This window comes from Microbacterium sp. BG28, assembly GCF_034044005.1.
GTDB lineage: Bacteria > Actinomycetota > Actinomycetes > Actinomycetales > Microbacteriaceae > Microbacterium.
In genome coordinates, this window is the sequence record NZ_JAXCHA010000002.1 from 490,789 (window position 1) to 517,598 (window position 26,810).

Sequence of the window (26,810 nt, forward strand, 5' to 3'; positions counted from 1 at the left end):
CCCCATCGAAAGGAACCCATGAAGCTCACCACCAAGATCGCCGCCGCCGCGCTCGTCGCCGTCGCTGCGATCGGCCTCGCCGGCTGCACGTCGGACGCCCGCAAGGCATCGGACAACATCTCCGTCGCCGCCGACAACTTCGAGGTGCAGCGACTCATCGTCGGCATCAACGGCATCACCGACGAGGTGCTGTTCTCCGTCGAGGGACGCTGCTCGATCACGCGAGACGGCGACCTCGTCGTCACCTGTAAGCACGGCGAGAACGACTACCGGAAGCACTACCTCGGGCTCAGCGACAACGTGACCTACGTATCGACACAGCTCGAGGGAATCGACGTGAGCGTCTACCACACGCGCATCATCCTCAAGCCGGAGAACATCCTGCCCGACTTCGACCTCTCCACGGGGGTCCAGTGACGGTAGTCCTCTCGACTCGGATCGGGCCCGGCTTCGACACGACGCCGACGTTCGAGTCGATGCGCTTCCCAGCGGGGGAGGCGCACATAAAGGTCGCGAACGACAACGCGGGCAAGGGTGAACTCACCGAGGTCGCCCGCCTCTACGGTGCCGGCGGCGACGACCTGTTCACCCTCGCGATGTGGGCGGATGCCGCGTTCCGGCGCGGCGCCCGGAGGGTGCTGCAGATGCCGTACCTGCCCGGCGCCCGCGCCGACCACCTCGACTTCGTGCCGTTCGGTGCCGGCGTGTACGCGGACTTCATCAACTCGCTGCGCGTCGACCAGGTCATCGTGTTCGACCCGCACAGCTCGATCATGCCGGGGCTGCTGCGGAACGCGACGGTCATCGAGCCGGCGCGGCTCGTGCGGCACCACATCGTCGGGCGTGCTGACCGGGATGCCGCGCAGCGGTATGACGGCATCATCGCCCCCGACAAAGGCGCGGTCAGTCGAGCGGCGAGCATCGCGGAGGCGACGCATCTGCCGCTCTACACGGCGTCGAAGCATCGCGATCCGGACACCGGCAAGCTGTCCGGCTTCACGTGCGAGCCCTTGCCGGAGCACGGCGACTTCCTCGTCGTCGACGACATCTGCGACGGCGGCGGCACCTTCGTCGGGCTCGCAGAGGCCACGGGCCTCCCACGAGAGCGCCTGGGCCTGTACGTCAGCCACGGCGTCTTCTCCGGCCGCGCCGGCTACCTCGGCCAGCACTACGGGGAGGTGTGGACGACTGACTCGTTCGCGCCGGCCCCGCCACCGAACGTGCTCGCGCACGTCATCTCTCTCGCCTCCACCCTGAACGGAGCCATCCAGTGACCAAGCCCAGCCCGATCGCACCGCTGCTTGAATCCGACGCGTACAAGATCGACCACCGCCGCCAGTACCCGCCGGGCACCACGCGCGTCTACTCCAACTTCACGAACCGAGGCAGTCGCGTCCCGGGCATCGACCACGTCGTGCACTTCGGGCTGCAGGCGTTCCTGCAGCGCTACTGCATCGAAGCGTTCGAGCCGTTCTTCGCTGCGGACGAGGATGCGGTCGTCGCCGAGTACGAAGCCGCCATCGCCTCGATCCTCGGCCCGAACGAGGTGGGCAGCGACCACATCCGAGCACTCCACCGGCTCGGCTACCTGCCGCTGCGGTTCAGCGCCGTTCCCGAAGGCACGCCGGTCCCGCTGCGGGTGCCGTCGTTCACCGTCGAGAACACGCACCCGGAGTTCTTCTGGCTGACGAACTTCGTGGAGACGGTGCTGAGCGCGTCCGTGTGGCAGCCGTCGACGACAGCGACGACGGCGCACTACTACCGCGGCATGCTCGACAACGCCGCTGAGGTCACGGGCGCCGACCCGACCACGGTCGACTTCCAGCTCCACGACTTCAGCTACCGCGGCATGGCGGGCAGCGAGGCGGCCGCGGCATCCGCCGCCGGACATCTGCTCAGCTTCAAGGGCAGCGACACGCTCGCCGCTCTCGACTGGGTGAACCGCTACTACGCCGGCGACAACGGTCTCGTGCTCGCATCCGTGCCGGCCACCGAGCACTCGGTCATGTGCGCCGGCGGCCAGGACGACGAGCTCGGCACCTACTCGCGCCTGCTCGACCTGTACCCGTCGGGCATCGTGAGCATCGTCTCCGACACGTGGGATCTCTGGCATGTCGTCACGAGCATCCTGCCGCAGCTCCACGATCGCATCATGGCGCGCGACGGGAAGGTCGTCATCCGTCCGGACTCCGGCGACCCCGTCAAGATCCTCACCGGCGACGACGAGTGGCTGCTTCCCGACGATCCGCGGACGCCCGCACAGAAGGGGCTCATCGAACTGCTCTGGGAGGAGTTCGGCGGCACCATCAACGTCGAGGGGTTCAAGGTGCTCGACCCCCACATCGGCGCGATCTACGGCGACAGCATCACCCCGGACCGGGCGGCGCGGATCACCGCCCGCCTCGCAGACAAGGGCTTCGCGTCCAGCAACGTCGTGTTCGGTGTCGGCAGCTACAGCTACCAGTACGTCACGCGCGACACCTTCGGGTCCGCGATGAAGGCGACGTGGGTCGAGATCGACGGTGAAGGCCGCGCGATCCAGAAGAATCCCGTCACTGATACCGGCCTCAAGAAGTCCGCCACCGGCCGCCTCGCGATCGCGCGAGACATCCTCGGCGACCTCGCTCTCATTGAGCAGGCCACTCCCGCCGAAGAGGCCACATCGTTGCTGCAGCCCGTGTGGGAGGACGGCGCGTTCCTCCGCTACCAGTCGTTCGCCGACGTGCGCGCAGTGCTCGCGGCGGCACGTGACTGACTACACCATCAGCGCCGGCGCGCCCACCTTTCGCTACCGCGGCACCCCCGCGGGGGCGATGGCGTGGGCGCGCTGGTTCGCCCGCCTCCACCAGCGGCGTGCACGCATCACCGTGGGCCGCCGCCCGTCCGAGTCCAGTGCACAGGGAGACACGAAGTGAGCAAGCAGACAGACCTTCACCGACGAGCATTCGCACTGCGAGACGACCTCGCGGACGTGCTCGAGCAGATCGTTCGAGCGGATGCGCGCATCAGCTTCGACATCATCGTCCCGGACGAGGGGTTCGTGTTCGCCGATATGGCGGAGCAACTGATCCAAGAGGGTTGGGTTGATTCCTACCCCGACACCGAGGGGAGTGGTTCGTGAGTATCACCGAAGACCGTCCGGACATCGAAGCAGTTCGGGCGCTGGAGGGCTTCATCGCGAAGGATGGTCGCGGGGAGCATCTGCTGACGTTCCAGGGCATCCTCCGCAGCCACGAGGCGCTGCGCGAGGAGGTGCAGGCGTACCACGACCGCGCGGTGACGGCTGAGGGGACGGCGCGCGAGGCATTGGCCCGAGCGGCAGCGCTCGCCAACGGGGTGGCCGCGCTCCCCGAGACGCCCACCACCGACGACCGCGACCTCCTCACCTTGATCGCGCGAGACGTCCATCTGTACGACGGCGGCTCACATCAGGCACTCCTTGGGATCGACGCCAGGCGTATCGGTGATGCAATCCTCGCTGCGGGTTTCCGCCGCCCGTCCCCGCCCACCGAAGAGCCCGAGCGGACGGTCACCTTCGCGAACGAGCGGCAGGTCGAGGCGCTGTTCGCGGAGTCGAGCGATCACGAGATGGTGTTCGTGAACGCGATCAACGAGCATCTCATCGTCGGGTTGTCCGAGGACGGTGAGTGCTTCTACCAGGGCGTCCCGGAGGCGCTGAACGAGGAGGGCACGGAGGTCGATCCGCGTCGCGGGTGGCTTCGTAATCTTCGCGAGGCCGAGTGGCCCCTGACGCTGATGGTGAAGGCCGAGGCTGCCGGCTTCCGCCGCCCGTCGCCGCCCACCGAGGAGCAGGTAGAGGCTGCGGCGCGAGCAATGTTCGAGGACCCCGACTCTCATTCGAGCTACTCCTGGAAACGAGTGGTGGTCGATGATCCGCGTCGCGCGGCGGTCTGGCGCGCTGACGCACGGCGAGCCCTGGAGGCTGCTGCTCGGGTTGGGGGTGAAGCGTGAGCACTGTTCAGATGTGCGACAGCTGCGGCGACACTCGCCAGCGAGACGACTACGAGTTGGGTGACTGGTTCACCATCTCGGTCGGTGCCGGCCCGGAGTTAGGCAAGCCGCGCGAGTTCTGCACCGAGGCGTGCGCTCACTCTGGGCTATCTCAACTCGCCCTCGAACACGTCTTGGCAAGCATCGAGGCAGTAGAGGAAGCGAACGAGGCAGAGGATCAGGCCGGGGGTGAGCAGGGATGAGCGCCTATCGGGTCGTCGTCATCACCTGCGACCATGACATCTCTGGCCCCTGCACCATTCGACGCGTCTCGCCGTATGCGACGAAGGAGAAGGCTCGCGAGGACGCCGCTCGATACGGGTGGACGGCGCTGCGGGACTTCGACAGGTGTCCCGATCACGAGTTCCCGGCTCCAATCGTGGAGGTGCGGCGATGAGCGACACCGAGGGCGCTGCGCTGAGCGAGCAGATGGAGGATGAGGCGCCCCGCTTCCCGCGTCGCCCCGCACGTCGTCCGTCGTTCCGGTACTTCGGCATCCGCTACTCGCAGTGGGGCCGGGAGTACAAGGGCTACTGCTACCTATGCGACCACGAGAGCGACTATGGCAGCCGAGGCAAGACCGTGAAGCGCATGTCCCAGCACGTCACTGACAAGCACCACGTGAACGGATCGGAGGAGCGATGAGCGGACATCGATCGCTGCGAACGTACATCCCCACCAACGAAGAGGTGAAGGAGTCCTACCAGCAGGCTGAAGATGGCATCGACTTCCGCAGCGCCTTCTACGAGCGCGCTGCCGATTCCCGTCGCCCGTCGCCGCCCACCGAGGATCCGGCCCGCATCCAGATCGCTGGCGGAGGGCGCGCGTCCGGGAAGACGCAGCGGATGGTCGAGATGATCATCGCTCTGGCGAACAATCGCGGCCTCCAGGTCGAGATCATCGAGCCCGCCCCGCCCACCGACGAACGCCCGCAAGAGGTCACTGACGAGCACACGAACCACACGAACGGTAGGAGCGAACGATGACGATTTACGAGACCGAGCGATTCGGCGGCATTGCGCATGAGGTGCTCGGAGAGGCGATCCGGTCCATCGACAAGCATGGCGAGCAGACGCACCTTCCGATGGGGACTGGTGCTGAGACGTTGCCCCTCGATGTCATGCCTCACATCGGGGCAATGCGCCCGCACGTCTCCGCTGAGTCTCTCGCCGTCCGCGCCACGCTGGACACGAAGGCGCACAGCCACAACGAAGGCGGCGACGGGACGGTGACGTGGTGGCACATCCTCCGCGAAGAGGTCTTCGAGGCCGCGGCCGAGGATGACCCGGCGAAGTTGCGCGCTGAGCTGGTGCAGGTCGCGGCTGTCGCGCTCAAGATGATCGACGCGCTCGAAGCTCTGGAGGCTGCTGCTCGGGTTGGGGGTGAGGGGTGAGCGTTCCGATCGTTCTCGACCCGGCATCCGGTAGCCGGATGATGTACTTCGACAAGCAGGACGACCGGGTGCTGTTCGGCGACATCCGCACGGAGAGCCACATCCTCTGCGACGGACGCGCGCTCGAGATCCAGCCCGACATGGAGATGGACTTCCGAGCCCTCCCGTTCGACGACGGAGCATTCCGAGTGGTCGTATTCGACCCGCCGCACCTCGTCCGTGTCGGCGACGAGGCATGGATGGGGAAGAAGTACGGGCGTCTCGACCCGTTGAACTGGCGCACCGACCTGTCCGCGGGGTTCGCGGAGTGCTTCCGCGTGCTCGCCGACGACGGCGTGCTGATCTTCAAATGGAACGAGACGCAGATCCCGGTGTCTCAGATCCTCGCACTGACCCCTCATCGCCCGCTCGTCGGGCACAAGTCGGGCAAGACCGCGCGGACCCACTGGGTGACGTTCCTGAAGACTCCGGCCGGGGGTGAGCAGGAATGAGCTTCACGCACATGGCTAATGAAACGGTGACGCTCTCGACTGGCATACGGAGCGTGGCTCGCTTCTCATTCAGCCGTCAAGTCGCGTACGTGCCTTCGCACCTGAACATCCCGGTTGGAGCGAGAGTCTGCGACGAGCATGGGCGCGAATACGAAGTGCTTTCTGCTAGAGGGGAAGTTGGCACCCAGCGGCTGGACTTGCGCATTGTCCGAATCGAAGTGGGGCGGGTATGAGTGACTACCTACGGGACCGTTTTCCGCTGGCCGATACGTCCACGGTTCATATGAGCGGCGAGTCGGTCTACAACCTGGTCCGCTATGGCAAGCCGGGCATCATCCGATCTGTGGAACTTTTTCCCGATCAGGCGGCTGCGTTCCGTGGTTCGGTGCGTGAAGCGATGGCGGAAGCCCACGACATCGGCTACCGGCAGGGTGTCCGAGACGCCTCAGGCGAGGAGTACACCGGACCCGTCGTGAGCCAGTGGCGAAATGTCGAGGAGGCCCAGGGATGAGCGACACCTACACGCCGACAACCGAAGAGGTGCGGGACGCGTACGCGAACTTCTTCGAGGGGCATCGTGCGATCTCGCGTCGCAGGGCCTTCAAGCGGTGGCTGGCGGCGCACGACGCGCAGGTGCGGGCGGAAACGCTTCGGGAGGCGGCTCGCTGGTACTGGAACAATGCGGACGAGACGATGCGGCAGACGATTCCGCAGGGGAACAACTACGTGAGCGTCCCGCAGTGGCTCATGGACAAGGCGGAGGAGATCGACCCCGCGTCCCCGGTTCATGACGAAGGAGAGAAACGATGAGGCGAGACCCGAAGACAGAGGCGGTCGCGGATCGTCTCGCGCGTGCCCTCGACGGCAACGATGGAGACGATCTGGGGCTCGCTGTGGGCGAAGGTGCACTCCACCTCGCACTCGATATTCCCATCCGTGAGGCGATCGAGGACGTGTACGCGGACTGCGGCGATTCCAGTCCCTACGTGCTGTCCACCAACATCGCTCAACGACTCGCGTACCTCCTGCCGAATGCGCTCATCGCAGCCTTTCCGCAACTGTCCGTTGACGAGGAGAACCAGACCAATGAGTGAGCGCTACGCGGCACAACGCCGCCAGTTCGTAGCCGAGACCGGCGAGCATCAGATGAAGGTGCTCCACGACGACGGCCTCTACCGACACCTCCGATTCCAGCGGCCCGGCACCGGCATCTGGCACTTCGACATCGTGACGTGGCCGGGGTCGCTCGCGATTCGAGGGGACATCGGCGAGGGGCACATCTTCTCCCGCGTCGACGACATGCTCCGCTTCTTCGACCACGGCCAACCCGACCACGCCATCAACGCCCACTACTGGGCCGAGAAGCTCGACCTCGGGCGCCGCTCAGTGAAGGAGTTCTCCACCGACCGGTTCGTCGAATGGGCGGCGGACTATCCGGAGCTGGCGGACGAAGCCGTCGGCGAAGTCGAGCACGAGTTCGAGGCCCTTGAGATGCTCGAGGGCACCGGGATCGAATGGGGCCACGAGGACATCGAAGAGTGGCAGGACTACGGCCACCACTTCATCATCGCCCTCTACGCGATCCTCTGGGGCGCCAAGACGTACCACGCGGCTCGCGCCGCCGAGCCGATCGCGGGGGAGCCGTGAGCGGGCGGTCCTGCTTGATCTGCGGCGTTACCGAGGCGGAAGTGACTGCGACGCGATCCCGCGAGGGATACACGCTCGGCTGCGGCATCGAATCGAACACCGAGGACGGGTTCGACTACGAGGAGCTGTCCCCCCGGCATCGTTGGGCACCCTGGCGAGACAGCGAACTCGACCGGATGGGACTGAAACGCGAAGCGTTCGACCGGTACCGGACCTCGATGGAATCCGGCATCCGCTACGCGCCGTGCGACGACACCAAGCGAGGATGCGTCTATCCCACACGTCGGGACGTCGCGGACTTCGGCCTGGGCGCGGGTCGATGCTGGGGATGCGGCGCCAAGCCGGTTGAGGAGCGTCGCTGAACGCCTCGCCCCTCATCGCCATCTCGGCGCTTCCGTCCATGTACTGCGTGTCGCGCATGACGATCAACCGGTGGCTGAATGCCGACGGGATCGAGCGGTTCGGCAGTACAGGGGGAGTGTCGGTCCGAGTTTCGGACATCCTCGCTGCGGCATCAGAGACGAGGTGGAAGTTTTCTTCGACGTAGGGCTTGCGTGTTACAAAGCCATGCCGTAAGGTCCCTAGTGTTGGTTTTCTTGCACCCTCCGAGCCGTAAGGCGCCGGAGGGTTTTCTGTTGCAGCCACCGACCCACTGACCCAGACAGCCCCCGCCATCACCATCCGCGAGGGCAGTTTCGTCCTCCCGGGCGGCGCGTCCTCCTTTCCGCGCCGCCCGGTCGAGGAAGGCCGCGCCATCACAGCGGCCGCATCCGCCCGCACTGTGCCGGGCGTTCAAACACGACGTCGAGCATTCCGTCGTCATAGGTGCTCCCGGCAGAGAGACGCATATCTGCCCCTGACTTCTAGGGAGACAACATGGCCCTCAAGGACCGCATCGACGCAGGTGCCCCGCGACTCAGCAAGTTTGAGCAGTGGCTCACGAAGCTCGCGTCCGAGCACCGCGAGACGATCGAGTCGTGGGGAAGAGACTCCCGCGTCTCGACGGCGAAGATCGTCGCCGCGATCGCCGTCGACGACCCACAGGACGGGTTTGCCGGCTACCGCGCCAACAAGGACACCGTCTCCGCGTGGCGGCAGGCACTGTGACCCTCGCCGACCGCGTCGACCCGGCAGAGTCCGGACCGAAAGCACGCGCCGAGTACGGCCCCGACGGTGGAGAGTTCTCCGGCATCACGTCCGAGACGCCCATCGTCGATTGGACCGACGTCTTCATCCGCTTCAACCTCGACCCGAACGTCTTCGAGGTCGTCGACGACACCGTGCGATGCAGCACGTGGCAGCAGTCGAAGCGCCTCGAGAACGGCGAACGCGACGTCGTCAACCTCTACTCGTACCGTGCCCTGTTCCGGCGACGCACGACACATCACGACCTCCCCGCCCTGTACGCCTCAGCAAGACGGAAACCCGCGAAGCGATTCGTCCCCTCACGCAGTGGGAAGACATCCGTTCCGGTCCTCGCTGACTTGCAGATCGGGAAGGTGGGTTCCCGCGGCGGGACTCCCGAGTTGATCGACCGCATGGTCGAGAAGCGGGAGAAGTTGGCCGCGGAGTTGAAGCGGCGCAAGCCGGAAGACATCGTCCTGCCGGACATCAACGACCTCTTCGAGAACTTCGAGTCCGGCGGCAACCCGATGTTCACCAACGACCTCTCGCTCGCGCAGCAGATGGACGTTGCCGCCGTCGAGGTGTACGAGCTCGTCAAGCTCGCATCCCGCTTCGGGCGCGTGCGCATCCCCGTCGTGCCGTCGAACCACACGGCCTGGCGTCGCGGATCGCAGAACCTCGGACGCCCGGGCGATGACCTCGGCATCTTCGTCCACAAGCAGGTGGAACGAACCGCGAAGGCCGCGAAGCTCGACGCCGAGTGGATCTTCCCCGCCATGTACGACGAGACGGTCACCGTCGACGTCCGCGGCACCATCCTCGGCCTCGCGCACGGCAACCAGTTCCGCCCCAAGAGGGCGCCGGACTGGTGGGCGAAGCAGACCCACGGCGCGCAACCGGTTGGCGAGGCCGACATCCTCATCACCGGCCACTACCACCACCTCATGGTGTGGCCCACGGGGCGCAACCCGCGCACCGGCCGGTCGAAGTGGTGGCTACAAGCCCCCACGCTCGACAACGGCTCCGACTGGTACCGCAACATCGCCGGCGACGACTCTGACCCCGGCTTGCTCCTGTTCGACATCACCGACAACGGGTTCGACCTGCAGTCGCTCACCGTGCTCTGAGGAGTTCTCATGGACTGTCCCGCATCCGGTCGACCGTGTATCGTCGGCCCCTGCAGCATCGAGTGCGTCGTCGAGGCGCAAGCCGGCTCCGCGCCGACCGGGTAGCGTGCATCCCTGTCCGGAGTGCGCCGCCCAGTGGCCCTCCCCGCTCCGCGCCGAGCAATGCGCCGACCAGGACCGCGCCGACGCAGAGGATCGCTCAGCGAGCAATCTCTACCGCAGCGTCAACTAGCCGCTCGCGCGGGCCGCATGCGATGATGCAGACATGAGCATGGGGGAGCAGGACAGGCGCGTCGAGACCGTCGAGGCGGAGCAAGGACTCAGCGGTATGGCGGTGGGCTCACTCGTCGCCGCGATCGCGGCCCTGCTCCTAACCGTGACTGTCGAGCGCGAGTTCGGCCCCTACGTGATCGCTCTCAGTGCCGTCGCGCTCGTCCTCGGAATCGTCGGCGGTCGCGCCGCAATCCGCCAGAACCTCTCCGGCGTGTGGTTCGCCCGCATCGGCGTCCTCGTGAGCGCAATCGCACTCATTGTCGGCGCATTCTGGTTCAACCAGTAGCCGCAGCAGCGGCACCGGGAGGTAAAGGTGCCGCAATGGAAAGGCTCGACTCGCAAGTCGACGCTCCCGTCCGATTGGGACACTGCAGTCCGCCCCCGCATCCTCCGCCGTGACGGATACCGGTGCGTGTGGATACGCGCGGACACGAACAGTCGGTGCGGAGACCGCGCAAACCAGGTCGACCACATCGACCAGGCTCGCCGATGGGACCACTCGGACGAGAACCTGCAATCCCTGTGCGAGTACCACCATCAACGCAAGTCCTCCGCTGAGGGAGGACGCGGCAACCGCCGCAAGCAGCCGGCCCGCCGGCATCCGGGCCTTCTGGCCTGATCGCATGTAGCTCAGTTGGCAGAGCGCGCGCCTGTTAAGCGCGTGGCCGCAGGTTCGAGTCCTGCCGTGCGAGCAATCTCCGCGAGAGTGCGGGCGTGCAACTACTGAATGCAGCTCCCATCGCGGTCTGACTCAGCGAGAACCCCAGCGCCCGGACCCGGGCCGCTTCGCGTTCCACTCGTCTATCGTCGCAACCGTCCATCCTCGAGGCGCCGTGCGGCTACTGCCGATGCGCACGTCAGGTTCGGGCAATCGCAGCCCCTTGACCGTGTTCACGGACACCCCCAGGTGGGCGGCTACGTCCTGAATGGACAGGTACACGGTCGTCACCTCCTCAGTGTCCCACGACGGACCCTGCAAGGTAGACTCCAACCCGCGAGGTGTCCCTTCGATCCCTCGCACCCCGGTCGGTAGAGTTTCTTGGCCGAATCGCTCCCGACCGACCCGCCCCGGCCGACGCTCAGCGTCCCGGGGCGGTCCCATTTGCTGCAACTGATATCCCTTCGACATGAGCGATTCGCTTATCGCTTCCACTGTGCATCCGAGAACCGGTGCAAGCCGTAGCGCGCTGCAATCCAGTCCCGCAACGGCTCGTGCAAGACGCCGCCGCGCAGCATCGCGCCATCGGCGTTCGACGCGTACACCGTCACCTCGCAATCGCCTACACGGTAGGTCGTGAACGGGTCGTCGAACCGCGGGACGATGCCCTGAGCGACGATGTCAGCGTGCAACTTGAGAGCGCCTAGGTCGAGCACCACAAGCGCCGGCTCAGTGCCGCAAATCGTGTCCTGCCGCGCGGACGCAACCTCCCAGAACATCAGGCCGTCGCCTCAGTGGAGCTCAGCACGCGAGACACCGTTGACGGCGAGACGCCGATGCGCGCTGCAATCTGCTTGCCAGAGAGCTTCTCCTCGCGCCGCAACCGTGCAATCTCATGGTTTCGATCCGGCGACGGCTGCAATGCTGCAACTTCCGTCGCCGCCCGAGCGGACGCGACGGCCGCGATCGGCGCAACTCCCTCCCCGTCGACTGGCGCAATCACCAGACGTGCAAGGGTGTGCGTCGCGAGCAACACTGCAACCGGTGCAAGCCCTGCAATGCCCACGCCGAGCACCGTGCGCACCCACGCCGGCGCACCGTCCCACGCGTGCACGCCGTTCGCCACGACGGACAGCGCCGCAAACCCTGCAAGCGCGGACCACTCCACGCCCGCCGCCTCGCCGCGAGCTCGGAACACAAGCGCCGCAATCGTGTAGACCAGGATCGCCCCGTCCACGACGACAGGAACCGCCCACGCGAGCCAGGCCGGAACGCGCGCCCATGCTGCAACCTCGACGAGTCCCGCGTAAGAGAGTGCAAACGACACGGCACCGAGGACTCCGGTCACGATGACCGCGAGCACCAACATCCCGCGACTGTCGGGATGCAACGCGGGCCGCCCGGTCACGCCGACACCGCCCGCTCGGCGATCTGCTGCAACTCCGCACCGAGCGCGCCCAGGGCTCCGCCTCGCGTCGCAAGTGTGCCCGCCAGGTCTGCCACTAGTTCGACGACCCGATCGTCGCTCAGAACGAGCTCAGCGGCCACGGCGTCACGGCCCCCACCGTCGGCGTAGACGCGCAATAGAGTGCCGTCGCCGTGCGCATACGTGTCGCAACCCGTTGCGACTGTCGCATTCGTGCTGTCCATCGTGCAATCCCTTCGATGTCGTCCCGCGCTTGGCCTCGCGGGATCGTGGTGCGTGAGTCTTCGCAACTCGCCGCCGGCTGTAACCGGTCGCACCCAGTGCAACTAGATGACCTCTACCCATTCCCCGGATGCGAGGCGCCGCCATTCGCCCGCGTCCGCTGCAACCTCTGCAACGCCCGACCGGATCGGCGTGACCGGCGCAATGTGCACCGCATCCGCTGCGCCGACTATCGTGTGCACCTGTTGCCGGGAGAGCCCGACGGCCGCCGCGATCGCGACCTTCGTCGCCCCGCGTCGTGACGCTTCGATGACGAGCGCGTCACGCTCAGCGGTGAGGCGACGCAGCTCCTCGAGCTGACCGAGGGTGTACGCGGCCGAGTCCATCCATGCGACCTCAGAACGCTCCGCAACGGCCCGCACGCGCCAATCTGAGAGCGTCAATCGCTCGGTGCCCTCATACTCCTCGACCCATTGCCGGAACTCGTGCGTGAGGTGCTTACGGATGACGTGCCACGGGCCCGTAAACGCCGCCCGCGCCGGGTCGCCACCGAGCCGCGCAATCGCCGCGGTCGCCGCCGGCGTCGCCGCCCACAGGTACGTCACGCCGCCGCAATGGTCATGGAACCCCGCAACCTCGCCCGCGACGTACTCCAGCCACGTCGCCTCATCCGCCCGGCTCACGGCTGACCGTCCCAGTACGTCACGACGCCGCCGCGATCCGTGAACGAACGCCCCTCGCCGTTACCGCGCGCGGCCGCGTCCCAGTAACAATCCGTGCTGTCTTCGGTCGCGCACTCCGGCAAACCGCCGCGCGGGTCACTCTCCGTCACGCGGCCGACCCACGCGCCCACTTCGATCAGGTCATTCGTCCACGGATACACCGGCACGTCTGCACCGGTCCCGCGAGCGGTCCCGATCACGAGAGCCGTGCTCTCGCCCGCGACGATGCCACCCGCAACGGCCACGCCGAGCCCGATAGCGGCCGCGAGAGCCGCCGCGACGATCAAGACGACCGTGCGCACCCCGCGGCTGTAGCGGAGCGGCACAACGCCCGCTGACGCCGACGCCGCCGGAACCGGCAAGAGTCCCGCCGCAACGATGGCACGATGATGCGCCATGATCCGCTCGGCCTCGCGCTCATCGCCCGCGGCACGCGCCGCCTGATAGGCGTAGATGTCGCCCGTCTCGCGCATCGACGCGTCAATTTCACTCATCCACGACATGACGTCGCATCCCTTCGATCGGTGCCGGCGCTTGGCCTCGCCGGCAATGTGTGGTGCCTGACTGACACCGACCCGTCTACCCCGCAGCGCGGCGCGGTAGGCGAGCCGCTACCGTCAGGCGCTCAGTCGTTGGATTCGGGAGATAACGCGCCGCGCGTGCTCTTCCTGCTCGGCCCGCTCTCGACGGCGGTAAGGTGCCGCGTAGAGATCGTCCAAGACGGCGGAAGCTGCGTTCTCCGCGTTCGGATCGGCCATCGCCTCGAGCCACTCAGTCGCCCAGCAGGGGTCCGCGAGCGTCTCGCCTTCGACCCATCGGCGGAAGCGGGCGAGAATCGGGTTTGGCGCGTTGTGCTGGACGTGATCGAGCTCGGGGCGGGGGTCGAATCGGCGGCGAAGCATGGACGAAGGGTCCGCGACGTGATATCGCTCTCCAACGTCGAATCCGTACGTGCTCACGTAGGGCTGGTCGTCGTGCTTCAGGTCTCTGGGCGTCTTGCTCGCGTAGATGCTCATGGCTGTCATCCCTTCTATCGTCCGCTTGGCCTCGGACGTTTGGTGTGGTGCTAGTCGCACTGCCTCACCTACCGCGCAACGTCGGTAGGTGAGGCGCTGAGACTAGAGCGGTGACGCGCGTTCAGTCCGCGAAATACTCGCCGAGGTAATCGTCGATCCCTTCGCAGAACGCAATGGGAAGGTTCCAACGCCCGGTGTCGCCGCCCCAGTTCACAACCAGTGCGCGCTCTTCGGTGTCGATGTACGCGTTCGGCCCACCGAGAGTGATCCACACGCGGGCGGAACGGTAGCGGCGCTCAGAGTCAACGATGTAGTTGATATCGAGCACGTCGGACAGGTAGTCCGAAGCGTTGGCCTTCGCCCAGTCCTCCGGCAAGGTGTCCGCGTCATGCTCTTCGGCGTCGTATCCGTCGATCTCCTCGAGCGTTTCGGCGGTGCTGCCCGTCATCTCGTTGACGTAGCCGTAGGACGCGCCCGCTTCGTGCTGCGCATAGATGCCCTTCCCGACGCGCTCGGCGTACTCGGCGGCGAGGTTCCGCCCCTCGCTGATGCCGTGCGCATCCCGGTCCATCCGCACCGCCTCAGCGATGAGGCCGGCGACCTGATCACCGGTCCGGTTCCAGTGAGGTTGGATCGCGTGCGCCTTAAGCGTGGCCGCTGCGACTTCCTCAGGCGTGAGGTGCTTAGAGCTCATGGTGTTGTGTTCCTTCGATCGTGGGTCCGCTTGGCCTCGGTCCCGATAGACACCACAGTACGCCTACCTAGGCCCACTGTCAAATCAGGCGACACAGCGAGAGCCACCCACGCAGGCACCTACACGCGTAGAGACGCACACACACGCGAGCTCACACCCCCACGAGTACAGAGACGTACCCACACAGGGGAGTGACACACACACCGACGCACACACAGTCACACGCACCCTGTCGCCTCACTTGACACACAGACACACGCCGACTGTCGCCCCACTTGACGCCCCACCCACACGGGGCACCCACCCCCCGCCCCCCGCCTCCTCGCCCGCCCGCATAGTTCTGTCCCTCGCGGTGCGCGCGGGTCTGGGGGGTAGTTGACCCGACGAAGTGCTCAGTGTCGAACGCGTCGACGAGCGGGCCGATACCAGCGGGGTTCATCAATCTGCTCAAACTGACCCCGAATGGAGCCGCCGTGGCCGTGAATCGCATCATCCGCACGCCGATCAAGCTGCTCGTGCAGGTCGGAGACAAGGAACCGCGCGTGATCGGGGAGGGATCGCACGAGACGCGGCTGACCGGCCCCGAGGGCAAGGAGAGCCTGGTCATCAGCCCCTCGGAGACCATCGCGTCGCTGCGCGCCGTCCTCGTCGCGGCGATCGAGAAGCTGGACGCTCGCTGACGTGGCTCGGTGGCTCGTCGGTGCCGGCTCGGATCAAGGCTCGATCGTCTATCGCTGGTTCGGGCGCTGGCGCACTCCCGCTTGGGTCGACTATCCGCAGGTTCGCCGTAGGGACTATCGGCTTGACTCGCGTCGGATGCGCTGCGTAGATCGGATCTCGGACTGGCTTCGCGGGTGGGCGATCACGATGCACGAGGTCGCATGACCGGTGTCCGCCTGATTCGAGTCTCGACGCGGCGCACTGGCGTCCGAGAGACGGTCCGGGTGCTCGTCTACGACGAGCTCGACGAGATGCGTGCCGCGGCTGCTCGGTTCACCGGGAACGACCCGGGGGAGTGGGCGGGCGTCATGGGCGTCTGCCAGACGTACAAGGTCGAAGGCGTGGTCGACGGCGACTGGGTCACGAAGCGTCAACCGCTCATCGTCCGCCTCTGGCGTGGTGCGCTCGGCTCCCGGGTCGTGACGCACGAGATGAGCCACGCGGCCACCGAGCTCTACGGACGCACGGTCGACCCGGATGCGCCCGTCGGCGAGCATCTGCACAACGCGAATGAGGTGCTTGCGCACCTCCACTCAGACATCACCTACAAGCTCGTCGACCTGCTGTACGCGTACGGCTACTACGACCGCGAGATGGTGATGAGCGCTTGAAGCGCACGGTGACGCTCATTGGCGCGTGGCGCTGACTGTAAATCAGTAGCCCTGCGGGTTCGACTCCCGCCGGCACCACCAGGGAACGCCCCCCGAAGCAGGCGTGACAGGCGCGGAGAGACGCGCTGCGCCCACGTAGCTCAGATGGATAGAGCATCCGCCTCGTAAGCGGACGGTCGGAGGTTCGAGTCCTCTCGTCGGCACTTCGGGAGCGTCACGGCTCCGGAGCATCGAGCGCCAAGCCTGTTCGTCCGTAGCTCGCGGGCGACGCCGGCACCGTGACCATGCCGTAGAAGTCCTGTTCGGTAGGACGTCTGGCTTCCACCCAGAAGGTAGCGGGTTCGATCCCCGTCTACGGCTCCACTCATCAAGCCCTCCGGCGTCCCGGGGGGCTTTTCTCGTTTCCGCTGCCGGTCTGGCCGCGGGCTTCCGATCCGGATGGAGACACCATGCCCTTCGATGGCCTCGTAGTCCTTGCCCTCTCCGCGCGCGATGCGAACGACTGGCGCGCCGAGCACGCCGAGCTCGCCGAGAGCGCCCGCATCGTTATCGGCTCGAGCTGGGACGCCCTCCGCGGCATCTACCCCACGACACTCTCGCTCGGTGCATCCGCGGCGGCGGCGCCCGGCATCGGCGGCAGTCAGATGCCGCACTGGATCAGCCTGGCGCTCGAGTTGGGGGAGCGGCGTCGTGGCCGGTAACGGTCCGATCCCGTCCGAGAGTCGATCCCGCGCACGCGACAACGCCGTTCGCGACGTCGTCAAGTCTGACGGCAAGCTGGGCGGCTTCCCGCTGCCCGACGATGTGCTGCCTCTCCTGTCCGAGAAGGAACAAGATCCCGACTACTGGGAGGGCGAGCCGCAGCGCGAGCAGTGGCATCCGCAGACCGTCCGGTGGTGGCAGAACTGGCGCGAGTCGCCGCAGGCCGCCCGGATGCTCACGGCGCCCGACTGGGACTACCTGCTCGACACCGCCCTGCTGCACCACCAGATGTGGATGAGCGGCGGGAAGAACTCCGAGCGCGCCGCTGAGCTGCGCATCCGCGTCGCCATGTTCGGCGCGACGTACGGCGACCGTCTCAAGCTGCGCCTCGAGGTCGAGGTGCCGGAGGAGTACGGCGTCGGCAATGCGAAGCCGCAGGGAGACAACGTGACCTCACTGGAAGACCGCCGAGCGCGCATCACCGGCACGGGAGGCTGACATGCCACGGCGAGTCATCACCCACCCGGATCACAACCGGGAGCGCTCGCTCGGGTGGCTCGCTGTCTGGTGGATCGAATCCTTCGTCGTGCACGGCCGCGGTGACCCTCAGGGGCAGCCGATCCGGTACGGCGACGAGTACACCCAGTTCTACGTCGACTGCTACGCGCTCGACAAGAACGGGCGCCGCTTCTACGGCTCCGCCTTCCTCTCCCGCCCCAAGGGCACCGACAAGTCCGGCATCGCCGCGGCGCTGGTGCTGTTCGAGGCGTTCGGCCCGTGCCGGTTCGCCGGCTGGGCCAAGGGTGGCGAGACGTACGACTTCCTCGGACAGACCTACGTGTACCGCGCCGGCGAGCCGATGGGCAAGCCGATGCACAACCCCTACGTGCGCGTCATGGCGACCGAAGAGGGCCAGGTCGGCAACACGTACGACTCGGTCTACTACAACCTCTCCGACGAGGACGCTCCGCTGTTCGCCCTCAAGGCGGCGTACGGGGTCGACCCGGGCAAGACGCGCGTGCAGCTCAACCGCCGCGACATCATCGTCCCGTCGACCGCCGGCGCGGCATCGAAGGACGGTGGCCTCGAGACGTTCGCCGTCTTCGACGAGACCCACCTCTACAACGTGCCCACGCTGCGCGAGATGTTCCGCGTCGTGTCCCGCAACCTCCGGAAGCGGAAGAAGGTCGGCACCTGGTACATCGAGACGACCACGATGTACGCCCCCGGCGAGCAGTCCATCGCGGAAGAGACCTACCACCTGGCGAACATGATCCAGGAGGGCAAGGCTCGCCGCCCCAACCTGCTGTTCGATCACCGCTGGGCCGACGTCGAATCGCTCGAGCCGATCAAGGTGCCCATCGACCCGGAGCATCCGGAAGAGACGCGCCTCGAGACCGAGGACGAGTACCTCAAGCGCCTCGGCGACGCGTTCATCGAAGCGTACGGCGACGCGATGGGCTGGTGGACGGTCGAAGACCTCCTCGACGGCCTCTTCGACACTCACCAGTCCGAGACCGAAACCCGCCGCTACTTCTTCAACGCACTCGTCGCCGACGCGAACTCGTGGGTGTCGATCGCGCAGTGGCAGCGAATTGGCATCGCAGCAGCGCACGCCGAGGCGAAGGCCAAGGGCGTCAAGCTCGACTGGCGACCGCCGAAGCACGGTGACACGATCACGCTCGGCTTCGACGGCTCGGAGTCGGGCGACGCCACGGTGCTCATTGCCTGCCGTGTTTCCGACGGCTACATCTTCCCCATCCGCATCTGGGAAGCGCCGGACTCCAAGGCCGCAAAGCACTGGCGCATCGACAAGACCGAGGTCGACGCCGTCGTCCGTCAGACGTTTCGCGACTACAAGGTCGTCGGGTTCTTCGCGGATCCGCCCCGCTTCGACGACTACGTCGAGAACTGGGAGCGCGACCTCGGGCCGCAGCTCGTCATCGGCGCCACCAAGGACAAGCCGATCGCCTTCTACACCGCGCAGCACGCGCAGATGGAGAAGGCCGTCGAGCGAGCTCACGCCGCGATCTCCGACCGTCGCGCGCGCCACGGCAACCACCTCGCGCTCACCCGCCACGTCATGAACGCGCGCCGGTGGGTCAAGCAGAGCGGCGGCTACGTGATCGGTAAGGACCGCCACGGCTCGATCCACAAGATGGACGCCGCCGTCGGCCTGGTGCTCGCCTACGAAGCCACCGCTCGGTACCGCAAGCAGCACGTAGAGAACTCCCAATACGCCCCATTCAGAGCCCGATAGGTAGGTGGTCCGATGCTCGAAGACGCGAGCGTCCCAGGATCGGACGGCTGGTACCTCGTCCGACTCGCCAACAAGCTGGGCGAGGGCCTGCCTCGGATGTTCCGACTGCAGAAGTACCGAGACGGCGACGCCCTCATCCCCGAGACCATGTGGGAAGGCGCGCGCGAGTCGTACATGCGGTTCATGCGCCGCTCCCGCCTCCACGTCGTCGAGACGCTGCGCGATGCGCGCACGAACAAGCAGAAGGTGCTCGGCTTCCGCACAGCCGTCGCGGCGGACGCCGCCGGCGACGAAGCCGCCTGGAAGCACTGGCGGGCGTCGCGCATGGCGATCCAGTCCCGCCAGTTCTTCAACGACACCGCTGACTTTGGGCAGAGCTTCCTAGCCACTCTTCCCGACGCGAACGGCAAGCCTCTCTTTCAGGTCCGGAACGGCTGGGACACCGTCGCCGAGATGGACCCGTTGCGCCCGTGGCAGACGAAGTACGCGCTCACCGTCACCTTCGATGCCGTCGCGCAGCGCGAGATCGCGGTCCTCTACGGGCAGGGCTGGTACCGCATCGCCACGCGTCGCACCTCGTTCGCGACGCTCCCGAACGACGGCACGGTCTGGGTCGTCTCGCCCGACTGGGACTGGGCCGGCGAACGCATCCTCACCCCGTTCACCGACCTCTGCCTCATCACGCGGAACCAGACAGCGGATGGCCTCGGCATCTGGGAGAAGCACCTCGACACCGTCGATCGCATCAACGAGATCACCCTCAATGCGCTCACGTTGATCGTCATGCAGTCCTTCCGGCAGCGCGCCGTCTCCGGCAACCTGCCGCAGTTCTACCCCGCGGAGCATCCGCAAGCCGGGCAGGCGATCGACTACAACTCGATCTTCGCCGCGGGCCCGGCGGCACTCTGGATGCTCCCGTTGGAAGCCAAGGTCTGGGAGTCCGAACCGACGGATATCCGCCCGATCTACGAGGGGCGGAAGACCGAGGTCGAGACGTTGGCATCGCTGACGTCGACCCCGCAGTACGTGTTCGCCTCGGGCGGCGAGAACCAGTCTGCGCAGGGCGCGGAACTCGCGCGTGAACAGATCACATCGGCAGTCGAGAACATGAACGATCAGGCAGCGCTCGCCTTCGCGGACGCCATGTCAATCGCGTTCCAGATCGCAGGCGACGAAGAGCGCGCCGACCCCGACGAGATCGAGGTCATGTGGCGCAAGCCGAACCCCGCAAGCCTCTCCGAGCGCGGCGAAGCAGCGGCCAAGTTCAAGGCCGGTGGCGCCACCCAGTCGTGGATCGACGAGAACGTACTCGAGATGACACCCGCCCAGCAGCGGCAGGCAGTCCAAGACCGCATGACCGAGGCATTCGCAGCATCGATCGCCTCGGCAGGAGGAACCGATGGCGTCGACTCAGGATCAGACCCGACAGACCGTTGACGCGTACGCAGCAGCGCAGTCACGCATCGTCGCCGCGCTGCTGCGCCTCCTCCTCGGGTACTGGGGGAGTTTCACCCACTGGGACAGTCCCGACCTCGTGCGCGCTCACGCGGCGCGCAGCACGGTGGACGTCGACGTGGCGCTGGCGCAGGTCCGCGCGCTGTCGCGTTCGTACATGGTGTCCCGCCTCCTTCAATCCAACGCTCTCCCGGCACGACTTCCCGAAGTCGTCGAGTCCTATGAGCGTGGCGGAGCGTTGCAGCTCAACGTCTACCAACGGCCCGCGCGCGAGCGCGCATTCGTGCTGCGACGGGAACTCGAGGTGGGGACGGCCGAGCCGGACGCGATCGCGAAGGCCCAAGCTGCGTTCGAGGAACGCCTCTCGCGCATCGTGGAAGCCGACGTACAGGCAACGGCGCGCGACGAGACCAACAAGGTGCTCGCCGCCTCGCCAAAGGTCATCGGGTATCGACGAATCATTCACCCTGAGCGCTCAAAGACAGGAACCTGCGGTCTCTGCCTGGTCGCCGCCGACAGGCTCTACAGCGTCAAAGAGCTCATGGACATCCACGACGGATGCCACTGCACCGTCATGGAGGTAACCGCATCCGCGGACCCCGGCCTGTCGCTCAACCGTGAAGACCTCGACGCCATCTACGCCGCCGCCGGATCGAACCGCGGCGACGACCTCAAGAACGTCCGCATCACGTCGTACGAACACGGCGAGCTCGGCCCCGTACTCATCCGCAAGGGGTCGAAGTTCCGATCGCTCGAAGACGTGAACAAGGACACCAAGGGCGGCCCCGAAGCCACTCCATACAAGCGCCAAACGCGCGCCGACGACCAGGTCAACTGGCGCGCTATGCGTGCGACCAGCGAGCGATCTATCCGCTACTTGCGGAACGCAAAGTCGCGCGGAACGAACCTCGTCGACATCACCGGCGGGGGAGACCCGAAGCCGGTCAAGGACATCGACGCAGCGATTCGGTACCACCTCGACCTCATCGCGCGTGCCGAGCGGCACGCCGCGTAACCAACTCCCGCGTCACGCGGGTTGCCCCGCCCGCTCTGGGCGCGGGTCCACTTCCGATCAGGAGGAATCCAACCCCCATGTACAAGCGCATCTTCCCGTGGATCGTCTTCAACACCGACAACGCCACGGGCGGTGGCACCGGCACCCCGCCGGCGCAGGAGACCAAGCCGGAGATCGACGGTGAGACCTTCGACTTCCCGCTCGCCACTGCCATCGACGCCATGACGCCCGAACAGAAGGCCGAGTACTGGCGTCACCAGTCCAAGAAGCAGCAGCGCGACGCCGCCGAGTACCGGAAGCTCGGAACGCCCGCCGACCTGCAGAAGCTCGCGACGGACGCTGAAACGGCGCGACTCGCCGCGCTCTCCGATCAGGAGCGCGCAGTCGAAGCGGCACGCGCCGAGGCCCGCGCCGAGGGTGCCAAGGCGTACCTCCACGACGCGGTTCAGTCGCACATCGTCGCCATCACGAAGGGACCGAGCGAGAGCTACGAGGACGCCGTCACGCGCGTCCAGTCCGCTCTCGCGTTCGCCGACGTGAACCTCTTCACCAGCACCGACGGCACCCTGGACGCCGCCAAGATCCAGCAGTTCGCACAGTCCATCGCTCCGGTGGCAGCGAACGGTCAGCCGCAGCACGGCAGCGATCCGCTGCACCTGGTGCTCGGAAGCTCCACGCCGGCCCCTCAGACAAGCGGCGGTTCCGTCGCGCAGTACGAGCAGGCCGCACGCGAGCGATTCGCCAAGAAGTAAGCCCCTAGGAGGAACCCAATGGTCGACTTCCAGACCACCACCACCAAGGTCGGGCGCAAGCAGGACACCCGCTGGCGCGCCTCGCAGCACGCCAACGACGTCGCCCGCCCCGGCCAGCTCAACCCGACCCTGTTCACCGCAGGCACGCACTACAACCTCAACGGAGCGACGGACAACGTCATCCCGTCGGGCGTCGCAGTCGGCCAGGTGACGGCAACGAAGCTCTACGGCCCGTACGACGCCACGGCGACGGACGGCCGACAGACGCTCGCCGGCTTCATCAACGACAACCAGGGCGTCGAGCTGGGTGCCACGCCCGCAACGGCCAAGCCCACCTTCGCCCTGCTCGTGCACGCGCTCATCAAGGCGTCCGTGCTTCCCATCGCCGCACAGCGGACCGCCGTGAAGACGGCCACCGCGTCCGGCTCGTTCATCTACGTGGAGGACTGACCCAATGGGGTTCACCAAGAACTTCCGCTCGCCCGTCCAGCTCACCGGCGTCGCTCGCGCGGCGTTCGATGCGCAGATCAGCGAGTTCCTGACCGACTCCCTTCTGCCGGTCAACCGCACCTACGACATCAACTTCTCGTTCGGTGTCGCCGAGGGCGCCCTGCCGCCTGCCGCGCAGTTCCGCTCGTTCAACACCGCTGCCGACGTCGGCACGACGGATGACACCGAGCAGAAGTCGGGCAAGCTCCCGCCTCTGTCCCGCCGCATCCCCGTCGACGAGTTCCAGCAGCTCCAGATGTACAACGCATCTGCCGATCAGGTCGGCCAGAAGTTCGAGGAGTACGCGACGCGCATCGCGCGTTCGTTCGCTCTCCGCTTCGTGCTCGCGCAGGCCGAGGCCGTCACGACGGGCAAGGTCACGATCGCGGAGCGCAACCTCTCGTTCACGGTCGACTACGGTCGCCGCGCCAACCTGACGGCGCCCGCCGCAACGGTGTGGTCGAACACCGCTGCGTCCGACCCGATCACGGACCTCGAGGGCATGCGTAAGGCGTACAAGCGGCGCGTTGGACGCATCGTCGTCAGCCGCCTCGTCATGGGCTACCTGCAGGCCAACGCGCAGATCATCAAGACCTTCTTCGGCCGCGGCACGGACCTGCCGACCCGCATCAGCGAGGAGCAGGTCCGCTCCGTGTTCAGCGAGTACGGCCTCGGCCAGCTCGTCGTGAACGAGGACGTCCTGGTCAACGCCTCGGGCGCCGAGGTGCCACTGTTCGCCGAGGACAAGGTCATCCTGCTTCCCTCCGCCGGCCCCATCGGACGCACCGACCTCGGCGTCACCGCCGAGTCGATCCGCCAGGACACGGGCATCGCCCAGGCGGAGCGAGCCGGTCTGTTCGCCGGCGCGATCGAGGCCGACAACCCCTCCGGATACGACGTGCTCGTCTCCGGCATCGGCCTTCCGATCCTCACGGACCCGAACAACACGGCCGTCCTGGACGTCGCCTGACCCATCCGATGAAAGGGGGCGCGCTCAATGTGAGCGCGCCCCCTTCGTCGTCCGCTCAACCGAAAGGTCTGCGAATGCCGAAGATCACACACGCGGTCACCGTCCGCCAGCCGAACGGCCTCATCGTCACTCTCGCCGCCGGCGAAGAGCTGCCCGAGTGGGCTATCCCGCTCGTCACCAACCCGAAGGTGCTCGCCGCCGAGGAAACGCGCGAGTCGCGGTCCGAAGGTGAGACCCCGGAAGACGCCACGCCGGAACCGCCGGCCACAACGACCCCCTCACCGGAGTCGGCCACCCCCAAGCCGTCCCATGCAGAGGTCGTCGCTCGCGCCAAGGAGCTCGGACTCAAGGCCAAGGGCAGCACGGTTGAGCTCTTGGAGCGGATCGCGGCGCACGAAGCCACGCTCACCCCGCCCGTCGACCCGACGCCGAAGAGCGCGGGCCCCGGCGACGGCGAGGACGGTGAAGACCCCGTCACGCGAGCATCCCTCGAGGCGAAGGCCACCGAGCTCGGACTGAGCTTCACCGAAGAGACGACCGACGCGGAGCTCGAAGCCCTCGTCGACGCGGAGGGCTGAGCGATGACCCTGCCCGACGTCGGGGCGGATGTCCTCCCGAAGCACTACGAGGGCGACCTCAGCAGCTTCTCCCCGGACTTCGTGCAGGGCCGCCTCGACGAAGTCGTCGACAAGATCGAATCCCGCTACGGACCGATCGTGGAGGCGCGCCTTGCCAGCAACAAGCTCAAGGCGCGCCTCTACGAAGCAATCGTCTGCCGACTCGCCACACGCGTCTACCGCAACCCCGAGGGCTACCGATCGGAGACGGAAGGGTCGTATCAGTACAATCTCTCCGCCGCCGTCGCCTCCGGGACGCTCTGGTTCACAGACGAAGACATCACCGACCTCACCGGCGTCAGCCCCAAGGGAACACCCACAGTCGGCACGGTCACCGTCGGGCAACACCGGATCGGCTGGGTGTAGATGGCACTCCTCGATCGCAACGCGCCTCACAAGGTGCGGGTCCAGCGCCGCAAGCAGGAACGCAACGACAAGGGCCAGCGCGTGTGGGTGAACGAGGGCGACCCCGTCGAACACCGGTGCGCAGTCCAGCCGGCCCGCGACTGGTCCCAAGCCGAGGAGACCGCCGGACCCGTTGGCCTGCAGGTTCTCGACATGGCCGTCGTCTTCTCCCGCGACTGGTCCGGCGACGTGAACTCCTACATCTACTGGGACGGCGACGTCTACGAGACGATCGGCGCACCACAGCGTCTCTCTATGTCTCGCCGCACGACTCACTGGCGGATCACCCTCAAGCGCCTCGGGACGGCCCCGTAGTGGCCGGCGGCGTCTCCATCTACCCGAACGCCGAGATCACCGCGGCGATCATCGCGGGGAATACGCACCAGATGGACGAGGGCGCCAACCGCGTCCTCCTGGCGGTCAAGGCGGCCGCCGCGAAGAACCGCGACACCGGCGGGTTCATCCGCAACCTCAGCGTCGTCAAGGCGCCGGGGGAGCGGGGCCGAGGTCGCCGGGTCACCGACCGGCTCATCGTCGCCGACGACCCCGGCTCCGCAGCTATCGAGTACGGGTACATCCGCCGCGTCGCCGGCGGGCGCCGAGTGCAGTACATCCCCGGGCAGCACCCGATGCGGAGAGGAATGAACAGCGCATGAGCCTCCTCGACTCCGACCGCCTCTTCCAAGCGCTGCTCGAGCGCCTCGAACTCCCGGGCGCGACCGTCGTTGCCGACCTGGACTTCGACTCGTTCGACGATGTGCCGCTCATCACCCACCGGAGCTTCGTGGCTCAGGAGGGCAACGGTCGCGGGATCTGGCGCGCCACGCTCACGATCAACGCCTTCGTGGACATCTCGTCCGAGCCGGACCCGTGGAACACCGTCATCCAGCCCCTCTATGACGGCATCCACGCATGGGGCGACCACCCGCTCGCCGGCGTCGTCGATGGCGTCGGCGCGGTCAGCACCGTCGACCGCGACATCGAAGCGCTGAACCGGCACGGCAATGCCGTCGAACTCGACGCCAAGTCGATCACCACCTACACCGGCTCGTTCGAGCTGACCATCCGCGCCTGACCTCCCTCAACACCCGCGATCCGCGGGCGAGGTCTGCATCCATCCCTCTTTCCAAGGAGCACGCGTGACCGCTACCAACTCCAGTCTCGTCATCCCCGCGCACGGAACCGTCTTCCACGCGCCCGTCAACACCAAGCCGCCTCTCAACCCGCTCGGCGCGTTCAACATCCTCGCCGACGGGCCGAACCCGTGGAAGAACCTCGGGCACACGTCGCAGCAGAACACGATCGCGTTCACGAAGGAGGGTGGCGAGCGGGAGTCGCTGGGCACCTTCCTTGCCGACAACGTGCGTGTCGCGACGAGCTCGACGACGTGGGGATTCAACGTCTCCGCGCTGCAGTTCGACGAGGACAACCTCGACCTCGCCTTCAACGGCGACTTCGACCCGTCCACCGGCGGATACACGGTGGCAACGCCGGCCCCGCTCAACGTGGCCGTGTTCCTGTACTTCCAGGACACAACCTCGAGCCTCGGCTTCTGGATGCCCAACGTCGACATCAGCCTGGGCGACGCGCCCACCGTCGACACGGCCAACTTCCTCGAGCTGCCGCTCACGGCGTCGATCAACTCGGCCGACTCCGGCATCATCCCCGGCATCGGTGGTCGTGCGGGTCTCTTCCAGATCTTCAAGAGCGGCCTGATCGCGACCGTGCCCGCCATCATGAGCGCGACGCCATCGGGCGCCGCCGCGGCCGCGCAGGTCACGATCAAGGGCTCCGGCTTCACCGGCGTCACCGGTGCGGCCGGCGTCAAGTTCGGCGGCGTGAACGCGTCGGCCTACACCGTCGTGGACTCGTCCACGATCGTCGCCGTCGTGCCCGCGGGCTCCGCCGGCTCGGCACCCATCGTCGTCACCAGCCCCGTGGGCGCGTCGAGCGCGTTCCCCTACACCCGGGCCTGACCTGACCAGCCCCCGGGCGCTCGCAGACCCGCC

General features: G+C 66.8%; 42 protein-coding genes and 4 tRNA genes. 39 read left to right on the plus strand and 7 right to left on the minus strand.

What is annotated here, in order from left to right:
• Positions 1 to 18 precede the first annotated feature (18 nt).
• The 20 genes from SK224_RS08125 (at position 19) to SK224_RS08220 (ending at position 10,759) form a co-directional block, all read left to right on the plus strand.
• Positions 19 to 417 (plus strand): hypothetical protein, encoded by a 399-nt coding sequence (locus SK224_RS08125; protein WP_320434223.1) that lies wholly within the window; start codon positions 19 to 21, stop codon positions 415 to 417.
• Positions 414 to 1,274 (plus strand): phosphoribosyltransferase family protein, encoded by an 861-nt coding sequence (locus tag SK224_RS08130; RefSeq protein ID WP_320434224.1) that lies wholly within the window; start codon positions 414 to 416, stop codon positions 1,272 to 1,274. The genes SK224_RS08125 and SK224_RS08130 overlap by 4 nt, the downstream gene beginning before the upstream one ends.
• Positions 1,271 to 2,755, plus strand: coding sequence for a nicotinate phosphoribosyltransferase (locus SK224_RS08135; protein WP_320434225.1), 1,485 nt, complete (start codon positions 1,271 to 1,273; stop codon positions 2,753 to 2,755). Before SK224_RS08130 ends, SK224_RS08135 begins: the two co-directional genes overlap by 4 nt.
• Positions 2,748 to 2,915: a hypothetical protein gene (locus SK224_RS08140; RefSeq protein WP_320434226.1), complete on the plus strand. Its 168-nt coding sequence runs from the start codon at positions 2,748 to 2,750 to the stop codon at positions 2,913 to 2,915. Before SK224_RS08135 ends, SK224_RS08140 begins: the two co-directional genes overlap by 8 nt.
• A complete protein-coding gene (locus SK224_RS08145; RefSeq protein WP_320434227.1) occupies positions 2,912 to 3,121 on the plus strand; it encodes a hypothetical protein in 210 nt (69 codons plus the stop codon). The genes SK224_RS08140 and SK224_RS08145 overlap by 4 nt, the downstream gene beginning before the upstream one ends.
• Positions 3,118 to 3,972, plus strand: a complete 855-nt coding sequence (locus tag SK224_RS08150) for a hypothetical protein (RefSeq protein ID WP_320434228.1) — start codon at positions 3,118 to 3,120, stop codon at positions 3,970 to 3,972. Before SK224_RS08145 ends, SK224_RS08150 begins: the two co-directional genes overlap by 4 nt.
• Positions 3,969 to 4,214, plus strand: coding sequence for a hypothetical protein (locus tag SK224_RS08155; protein WP_320434229.1), 246 nt, complete (start codon positions 3,969 to 3,971; stop codon positions 4,212 to 4,214). The genes SK224_RS08150 and SK224_RS08155 overlap by 4 nt, the downstream gene beginning before the upstream one ends.
• Before the next feature lie 190 nt (positions 4,215 to 4,404).
• A complete protein-coding gene (locus SK224_RS08160; RefSeq protein WP_320434230.1) occupies positions 4,405 to 4,656 on the plus strand; it encodes a hypothetical protein in 252 nt (83 codons plus the stop codon).
• Positions 4,653 to 4,997, plus strand: a complete 345-nt coding sequence (locus SK224_RS08165; protein ID WP_320434231.1) for a hypothetical protein — start codon at positions 4,653 to 4,655, stop codon at positions 4,995 to 4,997. The genes SK224_RS08160 and SK224_RS08165 overlap by 4 nt, the downstream gene beginning before the upstream one ends.
• Positions 4,994 to 5,404: a hypothetical protein gene (locus SK224_RS08170; RefSeq protein ID WP_320434232.1), complete on the plus strand. Its 411-nt coding sequence runs from the start codon at positions 4,994 to 4,996 to the stop codon at positions 5,402 to 5,404. Before SK224_RS08165 ends, SK224_RS08170 begins: the two co-directional genes overlap by 4 nt.
• Entirely contained in the window at positions 5,401 to 5,895 is a 495-nt protein-coding gene (locus SK224_RS08175; RefSeq protein WP_320434233.1) for a class I SAM-dependent methyltransferase, read from the plus strand. Before SK224_RS08170 ends, SK224_RS08175 begins: the two co-directional genes overlap by 4 nt.
• Before the next feature lie 229 nt (positions 5,896 to 6,124).
• On the plus strand, positions 6,125 to 6,406 hold the full coding sequence (locus SK224_RS08180) for a hypothetical protein (RefSeq protein ID WP_320434234.1): 282 nt from the start codon (positions 6,125 to 6,127) through the stop codon (positions 6,404 to 6,406).
• On the plus strand, positions 6,403 to 6,705 hold the full coding sequence (locus tag SK224_RS08185; protein WP_320434235.1) for a hypothetical protein: 303 nt from the start codon (positions 6,403 to 6,405) through the stop codon (positions 6,703 to 6,705). The genes SK224_RS08180 and SK224_RS08185 overlap by 4 nt, the downstream gene beginning before the upstream one ends.
• Positions 6,702 to 6,989, plus strand: a complete 288-nt coding sequence (locus SK224_RS08190; RefSeq protein WP_320434236.1) for a hypothetical protein — start codon at positions 6,702 to 6,704, stop codon at positions 6,987 to 6,989. Before SK224_RS08185 ends, SK224_RS08190 begins: the two co-directional genes overlap by 4 nt.
• Positions 6,982 to 7,542 (plus strand): hypothetical protein, encoded by a 561-nt coding sequence (locus tag SK224_RS08195; protein ID WP_320434237.1) that lies wholly within the window; start codon positions 6,982 to 6,984, stop codon positions 7,540 to 7,542. The genes SK224_RS08190 and SK224_RS08195 overlap by 8 nt, the downstream gene beginning before the upstream one ends.
• Before the next feature lie 41 nt (positions 7,543 to 7,583).
• Positions 7,584 to 7,904 carry a hypothetical protein gene (locus SK224_RS08200; RefSeq protein WP_320434238.1) on the plus strand — a complete coding sequence of 107 codons (321 nt, stop codon included), beginning with the start codon at positions 7,584 to 7,586 and terminating at the stop codon, positions 7,902 to 7,904.
• Positions 7,905 to 8,418: 514 nt separating this feature from the next.
• A complete protein-coding gene (locus tag SK224_RS08205; protein ID WP_320434239.1) occupies positions 8,419 to 8,649 on the plus strand; it encodes a hypothetical protein in 231 nt (76 codons plus the stop codon).
• A complete protein-coding gene (locus SK224_RS08210; RefSeq protein WP_320434240.1) occupies positions 8,631 to 9,794 on the plus strand; it encodes a hypothetical protein in 1,164 nt (387 codons plus the stop codon). The genes SK224_RS08205 and SK224_RS08210 overlap by 19 nt, the downstream gene beginning before the upstream one ends.
• A 265-nt stretch (positions 9,795 to 10,059) precedes the next feature.
• Complete coding sequence (locus SK224_RS08215) at positions 10,060 to 10,353, plus strand: hypothetical protein (RefSeq protein ID WP_320434241.1); 294 nt, start codon at positions 10,060 to 10,062, stop codon at positions 10,351 to 10,353.
• Between the two features lie 333 nt (positions 10,354 to 10,686).
• Positions 10,687 to 10,759, plus strand: a tRNA-Asn gene (locus SK224_RS08220).
• Between the two features lie 448 nt (positions 10,760 to 11,207).
• On the opposite strand, the gene SK224_RS08225 is transcribed toward SK224_RS08220, so the two are convergent.
• The 7 genes from SK224_RS08225 to SK224_RS08255 form a co-directional block, all read right to left on the minus strand.
• Positions 11,208 to 11,504 (minus strand): hypothetical protein, encoded by a 297-nt coding sequence (locus tag SK224_RS08225; protein WP_320434242.1) that lies wholly within the window; start codon positions 11,502 to 11,504, stop codon positions 11,208 to 11,210.
• Positions 11,504 to 12,094, minus strand: a complete 591-nt coding sequence (locus tag SK224_RS08230; RefSeq protein WP_320434243.1) for a DUF2637 domain-containing protein — start codon at positions 12,092 to 12,094, stop codon at positions 11,504 to 11,506. The genes SK224_RS08225 and SK224_RS08230 overlap by 1 nt, the downstream gene beginning before the upstream one ends.
• A gap of 35 nt (positions 12,095 to 12,129) precedes the next feature.
• The gene (locus SK224_RS08235; RefSeq protein WP_320434244.1) at positions 12,130 to 12,375 is read right to left on the minus strand and encodes a hypothetical protein; all 246 of its coding nucleotides are present in this window, start codon (positions 12,373 to 12,375) and stop codon (positions 12,130 to 12,132) included.
• A gap of 102 nt (positions 12,376 to 12,477) precedes the next feature.
• Entirely contained in the window at positions 12,478 to 13,056 is a 579-nt protein-coding gene (locus SK224_RS08240) for a hypothetical protein (protein ID WP_320434245.1), read from the minus strand.
• Complete coding sequence (locus SK224_RS08245; RefSeq protein ID WP_320434246.1) at positions 13,053 to 13,589, minus strand: hypothetical protein; 537 nt, start codon at positions 13,587 to 13,589, stop codon at positions 13,053 to 13,055. Before SK224_RS08245 ends, SK224_RS08240 begins: the two co-directional genes overlap by 4 nt.
• A 123-nt stretch (positions 13,590 to 13,712) precedes the next feature.
• On the minus strand, positions 13,713 to 14,111 hold the full coding sequence (locus SK224_RS08250; protein ID WP_320434247.1) for a hypothetical protein: 399 nt from the start codon (positions 14,109 to 14,111) through the stop codon (positions 13,713 to 13,715).
• A gap of 121 nt (positions 14,112 to 14,232) precedes the next feature.
• Positions 14,233 to 14,805, minus strand: a complete 573-nt coding sequence (locus tag SK224_RS08255; RefSeq protein WP_320434248.1) for a hypothetical protein — start codon at positions 14,803 to 14,805, stop codon at positions 14,233 to 14,235.
• A 473-nt stretch (positions 14,806 to 15,278) separates the two neighbouring features.
• Here SK224_RS08255 and SK224_RS08260 point away from each other — a divergent pair, with 473 nt between their 5' ends.
• The 19 genes from SK224_RS08260 (at position 15,279) to SK224_RS08350 (ending at position 26,777) form a co-directional block, all read left to right on the plus strand.
• On the plus strand, positions 15,279 to 15,485 hold the full coding sequence (locus SK224_RS08260) for a hypothetical protein (RefSeq protein WP_320434249.1): 207 nt from the start codon (positions 15,279 to 15,281) through the stop codon (positions 15,483 to 15,485).
• Positions 15,486 to 15,686: 201 nt separating this feature from the next.
• Positions 15,687 to 16,136, plus strand: coding sequence for a hypothetical protein (locus SK224_RS08265; protein ID WP_320434250.1), 450 nt, complete (start codon positions 15,687 to 15,689; stop codon positions 16,134 to 16,136).
• A 7-nt stretch (positions 16,137 to 16,143) separates the two neighbouring features.
• Positions 16,144 to 16,217, plus strand: a tRNA-Tyr gene (locus SK224_RS08270).
• Between the two features lie 48 nt (positions 16,218 to 16,265).
• A tRNA-Thr gene (locus tag SK224_RS08275) sits at positions 16,266 to 16,339 on the plus strand.
• Positions 16,340 to 16,422: 83 nt separating this feature from the next.
• Positions 16,423 to 16,499, plus strand: a tRNA-Gly gene (locus tag SK224_RS08280).
• A gap of 86 nt (positions 16,500 to 16,585) precedes the next feature.
• A complete protein-coding gene (locus tag SK224_RS08285) occupies positions 16,586 to 16,837 on the plus strand; it encodes a hypothetical protein (RefSeq protein WP_320434251.1) in 252 nt (83 codons plus the stop codon).
• A complete protein-coding gene (locus tag SK224_RS08290) occupies positions 16,827 to 17,336 on the plus strand; it encodes a hypothetical protein (RefSeq protein ID WP_320434252.1) in 510 nt (169 codons plus the stop codon). Before SK224_RS08285 ends, SK224_RS08290 begins: the two co-directional genes overlap by 11 nt.
• Position 17,337: 1 nt before the next feature.
• Entirely contained in the window at positions 17,338 to 19,098 is a 1,761-nt protein-coding gene (locus SK224_RS08295; protein WP_320434253.1) for a hypothetical protein, read from the plus strand.
• A gap of 12 nt (positions 19,099 to 19,110) precedes the next feature.
• Positions 19,111 to 20,535: a hypothetical protein gene (locus SK224_RS08300; protein ID WP_320434254.1), complete on the plus strand. Its 1,425-nt coding sequence runs from the start codon at positions 19,111 to 19,113 to the stop codon at positions 20,533 to 20,535.
• Positions 20,498 to 21,568 (plus strand): hypothetical protein, encoded by a 1,071-nt coding sequence (locus SK224_RS08305; RefSeq protein ID WP_320434255.1) that lies wholly within the window; start codon positions 20,498 to 20,500, stop codon positions 21,566 to 21,568. The genes SK224_RS08300 and SK224_RS08305 overlap by 38 nt, the downstream gene beginning before the upstream one ends.
• A 77-nt stretch (positions 21,569 to 21,645) precedes the next feature.
• Complete coding sequence (locus SK224_RS08310; protein ID WP_320434256.1) at positions 21,646 to 22,320, plus strand: hypothetical protein; 675 nt, start codon at positions 21,646 to 21,648, stop codon at positions 22,318 to 22,320.
• A gap of 18 nt (positions 22,321 to 22,338) precedes the next feature.
• On the plus strand, positions 22,339 to 22,770 hold the full coding sequence (locus SK224_RS08315; protein WP_320434257.1) for a hypothetical protein: 432 nt from the start codon (positions 22,339 to 22,341) through the stop codon (positions 22,768 to 22,770).
• A 4-nt stretch (positions 22,771 to 22,774) separates the two neighbouring features.
• A complete protein-coding gene (locus SK224_RS08320; protein ID WP_320434258.1) occupies positions 22,775 to 23,779 on the plus strand; it encodes a major capsid protein in 1,005 nt (334 codons plus the stop codon).
• A 74-nt stretch (positions 23,780 to 23,853) separates the two neighbouring features.
• Positions 23,854 to 24,357, plus strand: coding sequence for a hypothetical protein (locus SK224_RS08325; protein ID WP_320434259.1), 504 nt, complete (start codon positions 23,854 to 23,856; stop codon positions 24,355 to 24,357).
• Positions 24,358 to 24,360: 3 nt separating this feature from the next.
• Positions 24,361 to 24,762 (plus strand): Gp19/Gp15/Gp42 family protein, encoded by a 402-nt coding sequence (locus SK224_RS08330; RefSeq protein WP_320434260.1) that lies wholly within the window; start codon positions 24,361 to 24,363, stop codon positions 24,760 to 24,762.
• Positions 24,763 to 25,116, plus strand: a complete 354-nt coding sequence (locus tag SK224_RS08335) for a hypothetical protein (protein WP_320434261.1) — start codon at positions 24,763 to 24,765, stop codon at positions 25,114 to 25,116. It begins immediately after the preceding gene.
• Positions 25,116 to 25,457: a DUF5403 family protein gene (locus SK224_RS08340; protein ID WP_320434262.1), complete on the plus strand. Its 342-nt coding sequence runs from the start codon at positions 25,116 to 25,118 to the stop codon at positions 25,455 to 25,457. The genes SK224_RS08335 and SK224_RS08340 overlap by 1 nt, the downstream gene beginning before the upstream one ends.
• The gene (locus tag SK224_RS08345) at positions 25,454 to 25,876 is read left to right on the plus strand and encodes a hypothetical protein (protein WP_320434263.1); all 423 of its coding nucleotides are present in this window, start codon (positions 25,454 to 25,456) and stop codon (positions 25,874 to 25,876) included. The genes SK224_RS08340 and SK224_RS08345 overlap by 4 nt, the downstream gene beginning before the upstream one ends.
• A 64-nt stretch (positions 25,877 to 25,940) precedes the next feature.
• A complete protein-coding gene (locus SK224_RS08350) occupies positions 25,941 to 26,777 on the plus strand; it encodes an IPT/TIG domain-containing protein (protein WP_320434264.1) in 837 nt (278 codons plus the stop codon).
• Positions 26,778 to 26,810 lie beyond the last annotated feature (33 nt).